This window comes from Enterococcus sp. AZ126 (assembly GCF_051714545.1).
GTDB lineage: Bacteria > Bacillota > Bacilli > Lactobacillales > Enterococcaceae > Enterococcus_L.
On sequence record NZ_JBIOSB010000001.1, the window covers coordinates 805,237 to 818,707 of the forward strand.

The window sequence follows — 13,471 nt, forward strand, 5'->3', positions numbered from 1 at the left end:
ATGGGAATTATTGAAAGTTTTAAAATGGCGATCGATAGTATTTTAGCGAATAAAATGCGGTCGTTTTTGACTATGCTTGGAATCATTATCGGAATTGCAGCCGTTATCGCGATATTAGCTGTCGGTAATGGGGCAACCAGTCAGATCACCGGTACATTTAGTGATTTAGGTGCTTCTACGATATCCGTTTCCACTAGCCGAGATGCAACCGATAGTCAAAAAATCACGAGTAAGGATATCAGGGCATTAAAGGACGGTATTCCACAAATCGATTATCTCTCTCCGGTTGTCTCGATTCAAACAGTCGGAGCCACAAATGACAAATCCAAAGCAACCTTAGTCATGGCTGGAACCCCTGATTTGCAATACACGAATCAAGCAATGGATAAAGATATTATCTATGGTCGTTATTTCAATACAACGGAATACTCAGAAGCAAGTAAAGTAGCTGTAATAAGTGCTGATACGGCTCGTTACTTTTTCAACGGACGAGAAAATGTCATCGGTGAGAAAATCAACTTACGCGGGCAAAAAGGACAAATCAGTGCTCGAATTATCGGTGTGACTAAAAGTACCGTAGAAAAAATGGTGGGTTCCTTTGATGAAAAAGAAATGATGGGCTATATTTCAATTCCACTGACAACTGCAAATACTCTGAATCCAGATGCAACAAAAATCACGAGTTTAACTGTAATTGCCAAGTCTAAAGACGATATCGATGCCGTTTCTAAACAAATCGTAAATATCCTCTCTGTACGTCACAATACAGTTGGTGAAAAAGTCTATACTGCAACGAACTTTTTACAAGCACTCGATCAAGTAAATAATGTTTTAGGTTTGTTTATCAACTTTATTGCAGCTGTTGCTGCGATTGCTTTACTTGTCGGCGGTATCGGTGTGATGAATATCATGCTGGTTTCAGTCACTGAACGAACCAGAGAAATTGGAACAAGAAAAGCATTAGGTGCAACAGATAGTAACATCTTATTCCAGTTTTTAACAGAATCGGTTATTTTATGCTTGATTGGTGGACTGATTGGATTAACTTTAGGCGCAATTTTGGCGGTGACTGTCGCTAGTGCTTTAGATATTACTGCTCAGTTTACTTTAGGCTCGATTGTTGCTGTACTCCTATTTTCAAGTGCTATTGGCATTTTCTTTGGTGTTTATCCAGCTAGAAAAGCAGCAAAACTTGATCCGATCGAAGCATTACGATACGAATAATTGTTCAATAGTGAAAAAATCAGGACGAGATTCAATTCTCTGTCCTGATTATTTTAGCTACACTTCTTTTTTCATTCCTGCTGTGATGAAGTTAAACAACTCCTCAGGAATTTGAAAATGGCCAAATCTCAAACGTGATCGATATTCCTGCCACAACGGAAAATCTGCAACTGCCTGTAGTGGCACGGATTGAATATTTTTCAAAAAATCAATATCTTTTCTATCTGGAATAAAGCCTGGAGCCATTTCAAACGGATAGGCTTCTCCTGGTAAAATCTGTCCCAATGCAATGAACTCTTGGCAAGGTTCTTTGGTTTTCAAACTTTGTTTGGGTGCATAATAAATCAGCCAATCCCCCTCCTTCATCCGATTTAGAGGAGCTGATTTTCCGTGACATAATTGGCAAAAGCCACCAGCCACACCAAGTTCTACATGATCTTTAGAGGCAACGCCGATCCAATAATTCATACTATTCACCCCTTTTCATTTTTATAGATTAATGGTTTTTCTACTGCCCATACCTAAGATCATAATTGCCTGAGTGAAATGAATTTCATATAATTCCAGCATAGTTCCGGCTTGTTTGATATTTTCTTCATAACTTGGAATCTTTTGAATCCATTGGTCTGCAACATCAAAAACGGTTAAATGACTTTTTTTCACTTGAGCGTAATGCACTCGAATATGATTGGTATTTAAAGTTGGGATCGTTGTAAAGGCAACATTCGAATTTTTTTGAAACTCAGTAATTTTTTCATTTCCTTTGAAAGTCGAAAAGAAGAGACATTTCCTATCCTCATCATAAAAAAAGCTGACGATTCTTACATTAGGTATTTCCTCAACACTTGTTGCTAGGGCGATCTCTGTTTGCTCACTCATTATTTTTTTAAAAGTTTCTGTTATTTTCATAATCTTTTTACTCCTCATTTTTCATTTGTCTGACTGACAAGTTTAGTCTAACAAACAAACCCTGACAACTGATTGTCAGGGTTTGATAAATTTTTTATTTATAATTTATTTAACGTCCAAGTAACGGTATCACCATCTTTTAGAAAGTATTCAACAGCTCCTACATCAGGTTGTTTACCGTTCACATCATACATCCAATATTTACTCGCTTTTGCATCTTGCAGGTGCCCATCGATCCCACTGATAAAATCTTTTGCCATTTCAATTTTATAGTTTGTCTCCATAACAGTTTGTAATGATTCATCTTTTTTGACTTTCACTTCTTTTTTATCAAACTCTTTATCGTCTTCCTTCAAGATAATTGTGACTTTAAGCTGATCTTCGTTTGTTTTGGTTTGATCCTTTTCGTCTGTTGTTTTGCCACATGCTCCCAATAAGAAGAGTACCATAACGATCATGGCTGTTTTTATAATTTTTTTCATTTTTAGTTCCACCTTTAGTTAAATTATTTTATATTATATTTGATTAAAATTCGTTGAAGTTTTGTTTGAATTGATTTAAAAAGTAAACACAAGAAAAAAGCATTTGCAAAACAATATGAAATTGTATAGGGTACAGCAGTCAATAATAATGCCAGATATCGCTGCCAAGAAAAATAGCGATCTATCGAGAAAACGGTCCACACGTCCATAAAGAAGGAAAAGAACAGGCCTGCTAAGATTCCATAAAGGACTAAAAACCAGTAGCTTTTCCTAAGAATTTTCTGTATCCAAGGCAAACCAGCAACACAACCAATTAATCCCCAAGAAAACATTTGAAATGGTGTCCATGGTCCTTGACCAAATAATATATTCGACGTAATTGCAGACAATGAACCAACTAAAAATCCTACCTCAGAGCCTAAACAAATTCCTGAAATAATAATAATTGCCGTCATCGGTGTAATCGCTGGTATCATATAAAACAAAAACCTGCCCAAAACTGCAATAGCCGTCAATAAGGCAATCAGGACTAATTCTTTACTATTGATCTGCTTTTTTTCATAGCGGTAATAGATTGGGACGCAAGCACTGATTGCTAAAAACATAGAGATAATCTGATATTGACTAGTTTGAAATAGTAAAACACTCATAATGCCTAAAATAAGGAGAAATAATAATTTTATTACGATCCTTTTCGTCTCTTCTTTATTCATCAGAAACCTCTTTTGCTACTTTATAAGCGTCAATAACTTGTTCCGTTGTAACTAAATCGTCAAAGAAGTCACGAGAGATTCGACTAGCTGCAGTCGTATAAAATGTATGCTGGCTAAAAAATTCTTTTGGTGTCGCTGTTGTCAGTAAATTATTTTGAAAAAAGAGACCACAACGATCAGACAATTCTGCAGCAAAATCTAAATCATGCGTTACAACTAAGATTGTTTTTCCTTGTTTTGCTAATCCCTTGAGTAATAAAATCAACTGTTTTTTTCCATAGCTATCAATTCCCTTTGTCGGTTCATCCAATAATAAAATTTTCGCATCAACTAATAGTAATTTACCGAGTGCTGCACGTTGACATTCTCCATTACTTAAATCTAGAGGATGTTGTCCTAGGATTTCGTTTAAATCAAGTCTATCAGCAACATTTTTTATTCGTTTTAATTGTTCTTGTTCGTTTATTTTTTGATTGTGCAAATAATATTTATAATCCTCAAATACAGAATCTTTGATAAAAAGCATTTGCGGTTCTTGCGGTAAATAGCCGATCATTTGCCGCATTTTTTTTATTGGTTGATTTAAAACAGAGATTTTCCCGCGATAACAATCATAGATTCCAGCAATCACTTTCAATAATGTGGTTTTTCCAGTTCCATTTCCTCCGACTAAAGAAAAAATTTCTCCCTCGTATACGTCAAAATCTACACCGGCTAAAATATCGCGACTATTTTTTTCATAACGGAACCAAGTGTTTTTCAATTGAATACTTTTATTTTTTGATTGTTGATCAACGAAGGAGTGCTTTTCTTCTTTTGTCACCCCTTTAGAAGGAACATGCCTGGCCAAGAACTGCTTGCCTTGAACGACAGTGATTGGACATTGCTCAGATAATCCACTTGCGAGATAAATTTGCGTCGCACTAGGCAGACTGACAACAAAGCGACTATGATCGGTCTCATTTTTTTTGATTTTATTTGAAATATTTCTTGGGTTATCAGCAAAGATTATCTGGCCTTCATTAAGAAGAACGACTTTATCTGAATGAGAAAAAACAGATTCTAATCCATGCTCTGCTAATAAAATTGTTAAACCCATCTCTTTATTTAATCGTACAAGTATATCTAGAAATGTTTGTGAAGCAATCGGATCAAGCTGAGTTGTCGGCTCATCTAATATCAAAATATCTGGTCTCATAATCAAGACAGAAGCAAGATTGATCAGCTGCTTTTGCCCACCTGATAACTCACTTGTTTTATATTCAAGTAATTCTTGAATACCTAAAAAATTGGCCATTTCAGCAATTCGACTCTTAATTTCAGAAGCAGAAATGCCAATATTTTCCAGTCCAAAAGCCAATTCATGCCAAACTCTGTCTGTCACAATTTGATTTTCTGGATTTTGCATGACATAACCAATTTTACTTGTTGAAAAAAAATCTGGAAGGTCAGTTATTAGTTCATTTTTCAAATAGATTTTTCCTGTCTGACCACCGGCTGGTGTCAATTGCGGCTTCAACATTTTTAACAATGTTGATTTGCCGCTGCCAGAAGCACCACAGATCAAAATAAACTCACCTTGATCAATTGATAATGTCACTTCCTTCAAAACTATTCGATTACTTCCAGCATATTGAAAACTCAAATTCTCGATTTTAAGATAGTCCATGCGATCACCTCTCCAACTCGATTGAATAACGGTAAAAATGCTAGAATGAAAACAACTAAATAATTTAGCCAGTATTGCTGTACTAATAAATAGGAATGATCATAATACGGATAATAATTAAACTGATAACGACCATTCACCATGCCAACTATAAAAAAAATACCGGAGAGAAGAAATAGAATCAAAAGCAACATATCTGTTTTACTCAAACGATAACTTAGTCGACTGCTTCTAGTCATCATTCCATAACCTCGTGCTTTCATTGAATCAGCAGTATCCATTGCATTTTCTAATGACCAAGAAAATAATTGCCCAAACAAATCCAATCCATAAAATGCTCGATCACTAAAGCGTTGTTTTGGCATCTGCTGAACGGTTGTCTGTACTTGATTTAACTCTCGATAATAGTTTTGAAGCAATGGTATAAAGCGAAAAACTAGTGCTAAAATCAACGTAGCTTTAGGGAATCGTTTACCAAAAAGATAAAAAAAATGCTCGGAATCAATTGCTGCTTGTAAATTTTGGAAACAATAAATCACCGTTGCAATCATCATTCCCATAAAAAAACCATAGATAAATGCTTCCTTCGTAATCGGTTTGTTAAATAAAAAGAACAAAATCGTTGCTCCTCGGTGAACAAATAAAGGATTAGTTATCGTTATAATTGCTAAAAAAAATAAAGGATAAAACACCGATTTCTTTTTCTTCTCTTTCAAATGAACTAACTGGAGGAACAAACTCCCAAAGAAGCAAATACTTAGAATCACTGGATTTGTCGTACTCATTACTATCAAAAGCATTACGAAATAATAGCTAAAAAGGACTAATGGATGATATTCTTTAAAAAGAGCTTTGTTCATATCAGACTTCCTCTCTCTACTAGTTATTCGTTATTGAACAATAAAAAAATGTGACCGTTATCCTTTAATAAAATACCATGAGTATCCTTAAACAACATTCACATTATATAAATCTAAATAACGAATGTCAACATTTCTTGACTATCTACTGATCCATACCGATTTATTCATTTATTCTCACCACAAGAGATACTTTTTCGCTATAATAAGATGAATGATTTGCTGACACTATACAAAGAAAGGAAGCACTCCAATGAAAACAGAACGCTTACTCGCAATCACGATGATTCTATTAGATAAAAAACAAATCAGTGCTTCTCAATTAGCTAAAACACTTGAAGTTTCCGTTCGGACGATCTACAGAGATATTCACTCTCTTAGTGAAGCAGGAATACCAGTTACCACTTTACCTGGCATAAATGGTGGGATACAAATTATGGATAATTACAAAATAGATAAAAATTTTTTCACCTCTTCTGATATTACATCTTTACTGATTGCTTTAGAAAGTTTGTCTCAAAATGTCTCTCCGATTCAAATCAACCAAACGTTCGAGAAGATAAAAACACTTATTCCAGCAAATTTTTTAGAAGAAATTGAATTCAAATCCAACCAAATTGCAATCGACTTGACACCATGGACAAGCAATCATACACTACAGCCGTTTTTAGAAATTATCAAAACTGCTATGGATCAAAGCCGCTCATTATGCTTTGACTATGAAGATAACCATGGAAGAAAAACAAAACGAATCGTCGAACCTTATCGTCTAGTTTTAAAAGAAATCAGTTGGTATTTACAGGCTTATTGCCTAGAAAAAGAAGATTTTAGAACCTTTAAAATCTCAAGAATACAGAATTTAGCCTTTTCTTCTACTTTTGTTCCCCGAGAATTTAAAGCACAGCCATTAGGACATGAACCGTTCTATGGTAAAAAGTTTACGCTCATTACACTCAAAGTAACCAATAAAATCAGAGAACAACTGGTTGATAAATTTGGGCCGTTACACTATTCTCCTTATAAGGATACTGAAAAATTGATAGTTTCATTTCCTTTTATGGAAGATGACTTTGGCTATAATTTACTTTTAAGTTTCGGCAATCAATGTGAATGTCTCGAACCACCTCACGTTAGAGCTGAATTAAAAAGTCGTATCGAAAATTTACTCGAACTCTATCAAAACAATTGAAAATGAAAGAGCCTTTCCGTTGGCGCTTAGAAAGCATCAATGGATAGGCTCTTTACTTTTATTTCTTTTTCTTACCGCCAAAAGCATCTTTCATTTTATCAAAGAAGCCTTCTTCTTGTTGTTCACTTACCGTTTGACCGCCGGCTTTCGCAAATGCGCGTAAAGCTTCTTTTTGTTCGTCGTTCAAGTTTTTCGGTGTAATGATTTTAACTTTCACATGCTGATCTCCATTAGCTCCACCACGTAAGCGCGGTGCGCCTTTACCACGTAAGCGGAAGTTTGTTTCTGTTTGAGTACCTGCAGGAATTTTTAATTTTACATCTCCATGAACAGTCGGTACTTTGACCTCATCTCCAAGTGCTGCTTGTACAAAGCTCAATGGTAAATCATAGTAGATTTCTGAACCTTCACGGTCAAAAATAGTACTATCTTCTACGCTGAATACAACATATAGATCACCGTATGGTCCACCATTCATACCAGCTTCTCCTTGATTTGCCAAACGCATTTGTTGTCCATCTTCTACGCCAGCTGGAACATTGACTTTTACTGTATGTGCTTTTTTCTCATGTCCAGTTCCGTGACAAGTTGGACAAAGGTCTTTGATTTCTTTACCTGTACCATGACAAACATCACAGGTTTGGCGGCTCATTACACGACCAAGTGGTGTTTGACGTTCAACATTGATCGAACCAGAGCCATGACACTTGTGACACGTTTCAGGATGAGTACCAGGTTTAGCCCCGTTCCCACCACAGGTTTCACAGTTATCTTCTCGGTTATATTTAATTTCTTTTTCTACACCAAAGATAGCTTCTTCAAACTTAAGGTTGACTGTATATTGCAAATCTGACCCTTGTCTTGGAGCTGTTGGATCTACACTACGCGACCCACCACCAAAGAATGAATCAAAAATGTCTTCAAATCCACCAAAGCCGCTACTTGAAAAGCCGCCTCCGCCAAAGCCGCCGAAACCACCAGCACCTCCACCGTAATTTGGATCAGTACCTGCATGACCATATTGATCATAAGCAGCTTTTTTCTGTGAATCACTTAAAACTTCGTATGCTTCAGAAACTTCTTTGAATTTTTCTTCTGCACCCGCTTCTTTATTGATATCTGGATGATATTGCTTAGAAAGCTTTCGGTAAGCTTTTTTTATTTCGTCATCTGAAGCACCCTTTGATAAGCCTAGGACTTCATAATAATCTCTTTTCGTAGCCATTAGTTCCCCTCCAACTATTATTCCATTTATTAAAAAAGGATCGACGCCAATTTATTTATATAAAAACATCGTTGTAATCATACCACAAATTATCCTACAAATAAAGATAGGCAAAGACCAAAGCGATGACTTTGGTCTTTGCCAGCTTATTAGCGATTATTTGTCGTCGCCGTCTACTTCTTCAAAGTCAGCATCTACAACATCATCTGCTCCACCTTGTGCAGCTTCTGGATTTTCTTGTGCTTGTTGTTGCGCTGCTTGTTCATAAAGTTTTACTGTTAAGTTTTGAACGATTTCGTTTAATGAATCACGTTTTTCTTTCATTTGTTCGATATCGTTTGCTTCAACAGCAGCTTTTAACTCATCACGAGCATCTTCGGCTTTTTTCACTTCGTCAGCGTCTACTTTGCCTTCTAGTTCTTTCAATGTTTTATCAACAGTGAATAACAATGCGTCAACGTCGTTACGTAAGTCAACTTCTTCTTTACGTGCTTTATCTGCTTCCGCATTTGATTCAGCATCTTTAACCATACGTTCGATTTCATCATCTGACAAACCTGATGAAGATTTGATTGTGATTGTTTGCTCTTTTTGTGTTCCTAAATCTTTCGCACGTACGTTTACAATACCATTTTTATCGATATCAAAACTTACTTCGATTTGAGGCACACCACGAGGAGCAGCTGGAATATCTGTTAATTGGAAACGACCTAATGTTTTGTTATCCGCTGCCATTGGACGTTCACCTTGTAATACGTGAATATCTACAGCTGGTTGATTATCAGCAGCTGTTGAGAATGTTTGAGATTTACTTGTTGGAATCGTAGTATTACGATCGATCAACTTAGTAAATACGCCACCCATTGTTTCAATCCCTAATGATAATGGTGTTACGTCTAATAATACAACGTCTTTCACATCACCTGTGATAACTCCACCTTGGATTGCAGCACCCATTGCGACTACTTCATCAGGGTTAACTGATTTGTTTGGTTCTTTGTTTGTTTCTTTACGAACAGCTTCTACAACCGCTGGAATACGAGTAGATCCACCCACTAAAATAACTTCGTCAATTTCAGAAGGGTTCAAACCAGCATCTTTCAATGCTTGACGTACAGGAGTTTTCGTACGTTCTACTAAATCACTTGTTAATTCATCAAATTTAGCACGAGTTAAGTTCATTTCTAAATGCAATGGACCTGCGTCTCCTGCTGTGATAAACGGTAAGCTGATTTGAGTTGAAGTAACACCTGATAAATCTTTTTTCGCTTTTTCAGCAGCGTCTTTCAAACGTTGAACGGCCATTTTATCTTTAGATAAATCAACACCATTTTCTTTTTTGAATTCTGCTACCATGTAATCGATGATTTTATTATCAAAGTCATCTCCACCAAGTTCATTGTCACCGGCTGTTGATAATACGTCGAATACGCCATCACCTAATTCAAGGATCGATACGTCAAATGTACCACCACCAAGGTCAAATACTAAAACTTTTTCGTCTTTATCTGTTTTATCTAAACCATAAGCTAATGCTGCAGCAGTTGGTTCGTTCACGATACGTTCCACTTCTAAACCAGCGATTTTACCTGCGTCTTTTGTTGCTTGACGTTGTGCATCGTTGAAGTAAGCTGGTACTGTAATAACTGCTTTATCAACTTTTTCACCTAGATAATCTTCTGCGAAGCCTTTTAAATATTGTAAGATCATTGCAGAAACTTCTTGTGGTGTATAAGATTTGCCATCTGCTTCTACTTTATAGCCCGCTTCACCCATGTGACGTTTGATTGAGGCAATTGTATGTGGATTCGTTACAGCTTGACGTTTTGCAACTTCACCAACTTGAATTTCTCCATTTTTGAATGATACGACTGAAGGTGTTGTACGGTTACCTTCTGGGTTTGCAATGATTTTTGCTTCTCCACCTTCTAATACTGCAACTGCTGAGTTTGTTGTTCCTAAGTCAATACCAATAATTTTACTCATAATTAATGATCTCCTATCTTCTATTTTAATTTTTTTCAATTTATATTATACAAACATTTTTTTGCTGTTACTGTGCAACAACAACCATGCTTGCTCGTAAAACGCGGTCATGTAATTTATAGCCTTTTTGTAACACTTCAACGATTGTATCCGCAGGTACTTCGTCACTTGCTGGAATCGTTTGAACTGCCTGATGTAAATTAGGATCGAACACTTCACCCATTGTCGGGATTTCTTCGATGCCTTCTTCTTTCAAAGCAGCTTGTAAACTTTCAAGAACCATTGAGATTCCTTTTTTCAAGCTCGTACCTTGCTCATCGTCAACTTCTATCGCCATCGCACGTTCTAAATTATCGATAGACGGCAATAATTTTTTACCTAAATCTTGCGAACGATAACGAACAAGTAATTCACGTTCATTTTTAAACCGATTGCTCATATTGGCAATCTCAGCGCGTGCTCTTAGAAACTTATCTTCCATTTCTGACAATTCAGCGTTCGCACTTTCTAGCTCTGTCATTTCTATTTCTGTTTCAGAAACACCTGAATCATCGATAGCTTCCATGTGTTCTTCTTTTAATTCTTCATTTGTTTCTTCTTTATTACTCACTCTAGCAACTTCCCTTCTCATTTCCGTAGAATTAATAGAATTCTATATTTTCAACTTTATACTTATTGATCCAAAAACCGATAATAAGCACCAAGTTTTGAAGCTAATTCATGGCGGAAAACATCCACCAAACCAAACATTTTTGAATAAGGCATACTTGTGGGGCCTAACAAGGCGATAGTCCCTTTGCCGTGACCCGAGACTTCATAGGTTGCTGTAATCATGCTCATATGATCAAGTAAATCATTTCCTATTTCTGAACCGATTCGAATCGCTATTTGTGTATCGGCTTCTTCATCAGCTGTCAATAAATGAGTAATTTCATTTGTATTTTTCATAAAAGAATAAACAGATTTTAGTTGTTCGATGTTCTTTTCTACACCGAAATCTAGTAGATTCATACGACCACTGACGAAAACTTTTTCTTCAAACGCGTGTCCTAACATTGCATCAAATAGATTCATCATGCCATCTGGTGTTTGAAAATAACGATGTAAAATCATTGGGATTTCCGTACGTAGACGATGATAAACTGTCAGTAACGGTTGTCCTACCAATTTGTCATTGATTATTTGGGTCATCTTTTCCAAATCCTGACTTGATACAGATGACGGAATCGCAAATACTTGGTTTTCTACGTTGCCTTTATCTGTTACGATAATCGCGATGATTTGACGCTCATTTAATGGAACGATTCGAAAACCAGTCAATCTTCGTTCTTTCACTTCAGGTCCTAACGAAAAAGCAGTATAGCTTGTTAGGTCAGAAAGGATCTCAGCAGATTGTTCAATGATATCATTGATTTCATGAAACTCTTTACCAAAGGAATGGCGAATCGCTTCTAATTCATCATGTTCAACTTCCGCTGGACTTAACAAATGGTCCACATAATAGCGATAACCATCCATTGAAGGAATTCTACCAGAAGACGAATGTGTCTTCGCTAGCAATCCGTGTTCTTCTAAAGCTTTCATATCGTTACGAATTGTCGCAGAACTCGATTGAATGCCTTCTTCCATTAATTTTTTGGAACCTACAGGATTTCCTGTATTTGTGTATTCTTGGATGATAAGTCGCAAAATATTCTTTTGTCTTTCCGTTATCATAGTTACCACCCTTCATTAGCACTCATGTTGTTCAAGTGCTAATACAATTATTAATATAGCAAGTTCTCACAAAATTGTCAAGAGAAAAACAAACTTTTTTAGCACTCTTTATCATCGAGTGCTAAAAAAATAAAAAAGAAAGAAATCAGAGCCATTTAAACTCTAGTTTCATTCCTTTTTATTTTCCTATTCTTTATCTATGAGAAATGCTTCAAACACATCATTTCCTACGAAAAGTCCTTGTTCAGTGAGTTGGATATGATCTTCATTCTCCAACAGCAACCCTTTTTGGACCAACTCTGGAATCGTTTCTTTGTATACATGATCCAACGGTAAACCAAATTTCTCTTGGAAACGCGATTTTGATACGCCTCTCATTTTTCTCAAACCTAGAAAAAGTTCTTCTTCCATTTGATTATTTAATGTCAATAATTCTGTTTCAACAGTAGGCAATTGATTTTCCTTTAATGGTTTTAAATAGTGTTGTATGGGACCATGATTACGATAACGAGTATGGCCTAGATAGCCACTGGCTCCAGCTCCAAAACCATAGTAATGGTCATTATTCCAATAGACCAAATTGTGCTGGCTTTCTTGACCTTTTAAAGCAAAGTTACTTACTTCATATTGATGACGTCCTGCTTTTTCCATCGCAAGGATCGTTTCTTCAAACATTTGCGCTTCAACTTCCTGATCAGGTAATTGTAAGCGACCTTGACGTACCCAATTCATAAACATTGTTTTATTTTCTAAAATCAGTGAATACAATGAATAATGAGGTAAATCAAGCTCGATTGCTCGTCTTAAAGTGTCTCTAAATCCTTCTAATGTTTGGCCAGGTAATGCATAAATCAAATCAATACTTACATTCAAGAAGTCTTCTTTTTCTAAAAATTTCATTGTATCATAGACATCTTCAGCCGTATGTTTGCGACCAATTTTTTTCAAAAGCTGATCATCAAATGTTTGAACACCCATTGATAAACGGTTGACTCCATACTCTTTCATCACCTGTAATTTATCTTGTGTTAAATCACCCGGGTTTGCTTCCACTGTGAATTCATTTCCAGCTTCTATCGGCAAAAGTTCACGTACGCCTTTTAACAACACAGCCAATTGATTAGCCGATAAAGACGTTGGGGTTCCACCACCTATATAGATTGTTTTGGTATCTTTGCTTGGATATTGCTCTTTTGTCAAACGAATTTCGGTCAAAAGACTTTGGATATACTCATCTACTGGCTGACCTTCTAAAAAAACTTTATTGAAATCACAATAATAACAAATGTGTTCACAAAAAGGGATATGTATATATGCTGAAATGCTCGTTGTATCATTTTTCACTGTTTTTATTCCTCCAATTTGAAAGTCCTCTACTCTATTATATCTGTATATAAAAGACCCACTTCATCTTACCATATTCAATCATATAATGTTCTAATTTGATTCAATAAATTCACTATTTAATGTACAAAAAAAAGACACCTTGGTTCATTCC

At 36.0% G+C, this 13,471-nt stretch carries 13 protein-coding genes; 2 read left to right on the plus strand and 11 right to left on the minus strand.

What is annotated here, in order from left to right:
* Complete coding sequence (locus IGI43_RS03985; RefSeq protein WP_438756540.1) at positions 1-1,224, plus strand: ABC transporter permease; 1,224 nt, start codon at positions 1-3, stop codon at positions 1,222-1,224.
* A 57-nt stretch (positions 1,225-1,281) separates the two neighbouring features.
* On the opposite strand, the gene IGI43_RS03990 is transcribed toward IGI43_RS03985, so the two are convergent.
* The 6 genes from IGI43_RS03990 to IGI43_RS04015 form a co-directional block, all read right to left on the minus strand.
* Positions 1,282-1,692 carry an EVE domain-containing protein gene (locus IGI43_RS03990; RefSeq protein WP_438756541.1) on the minus strand — a complete coding sequence of 137 codons (411 nt, stop codon included), beginning with the start codon at positions 1,690-1,692 and terminating at the stop codon, positions 1,282-1,284.
* A 21-nt stretch (positions 1,693-1,713) separates the two neighbouring features.
* Positions 1,714-2,133, minus strand: coding sequence for a pyridoxamine 5'-phosphate oxidase family protein (locus tag IGI43_RS03995; RefSeq protein ID WP_438756542.1), 420 nt, complete (start codon positions 2,131-2,133; stop codon positions 1,714-1,716).
* Positions 2,134-2,231: 98 nt separating this feature from the next.
* A complete protein-coding gene (locus IGI43_RS04000) occupies positions 2,232-2,615 on the minus strand; it encodes a DUF4430 domain-containing protein (protein ID WP_438756543.1) in 384 nt (127 codons plus the stop codon).
* A 23-nt stretch (positions 2,616-2,638) separates the two neighbouring features.
* A complete protein-coding gene (locus tag IGI43_RS04005) occupies positions 2,639-3,328 on the minus strand; it encodes an ECF transporter S component (protein ID WP_438756544.1) in 690 nt (229 codons plus the stop codon).
* The gene (locus IGI43_RS04010) at positions 3,321-4,997 is read right to left on the minus strand and encodes an ABC transporter ATP-binding protein (RefSeq protein ID WP_438756545.1); all 1,677 of its coding nucleotides are present in this window, start codon (positions 4,995-4,997) and stop codon (positions 3,321-3,323) included. The genes IGI43_RS04005 and IGI43_RS04010 overlap by 8 nt, the downstream gene beginning before the upstream one ends.
* Positions 4,970-5,857, minus strand: a complete 888-nt coding sequence (locus IGI43_RS04015; RefSeq protein WP_438756546.1) for an energy-coupling factor transporter transmembrane component T — start codon at positions 5,855-5,857, stop codon at positions 4,970-4,972. The genes IGI43_RS04010 and IGI43_RS04015 overlap by 28 nt, the downstream gene beginning before the upstream one ends.
* Before the next feature lie 253 nt (positions 5,858-6,110).
* Here IGI43_RS04015 and IGI43_RS04020 point away from each other — a divergent pair, with 253 nt between their 5' ends.
* On the plus strand, positions 6,111-7,046 hold the full coding sequence (locus tag IGI43_RS04020) for a helix-turn-helix transcriptional regulator (protein ID WP_438756547.1): 936 nt from the start codon (positions 6,111-6,113) through the stop codon (positions 7,044-7,046).
* Between the two features lie 58 nt (positions 7,047-7,104).
* Here the strand turns inward: IGI43_RS04020 and dnaJ are convergent, their stop codons facing one another.
* From dnaJ to hemW, 5 genes are all read right to left on the minus strand, one after another.
* Entirely contained in the window at positions 7,105-8,271 is a 1,167-nt protein-coding gene (gene dnaJ, locus IGI43_RS04025) for a molecular chaperone DnaJ (protein ID WP_438756548.1), read from the minus strand.
* 156 nt (positions 8,272-8,427) lie between these two features.
* On the minus strand, positions 8,428-10,257 hold the full coding sequence (dnaK, locus tag IGI43_RS04030; RefSeq protein ID WP_438756549.1) for a molecular chaperone DnaK: 1,830 nt from the start codon (positions 10,255-10,257) through the stop codon (positions 8,428-8,430).
* Positions 10,258-10,324: 67 nt separating this feature from the next.
* Positions 10,325-10,867, minus strand: coding sequence for a nucleotide exchange factor GrpE (grpE, locus tag IGI43_RS04035; RefSeq protein WP_438756550.1), 543 nt, complete (start codon positions 10,865-10,867; stop codon positions 10,325-10,327).
* Positions 10,868-10,929: 62 nt separating this feature from the next.
* Complete coding sequence (gene hrcA / locus IGI43_RS04040; protein WP_438756551.1) at positions 10,930-11,973, minus strand: heat-inducible transcriptional repressor HrcA; 1,044 nt, start codon at positions 11,971-11,973, stop codon at positions 10,930-10,932.
* Positions 11,974-12,159: 186 nt separating this feature from the next.
* Positions 12,160-13,317, minus strand: a complete 1,158-nt coding sequence (hemW, locus tag IGI43_RS04045; RefSeq protein WP_438756552.1) for a radical SAM family heme chaperone HemW — start codon at positions 13,315-13,317, stop codon at positions 12,160-12,162.
* Between the last annotated feature and the right edge of the window lie 154 nt (positions 13,318-13,471).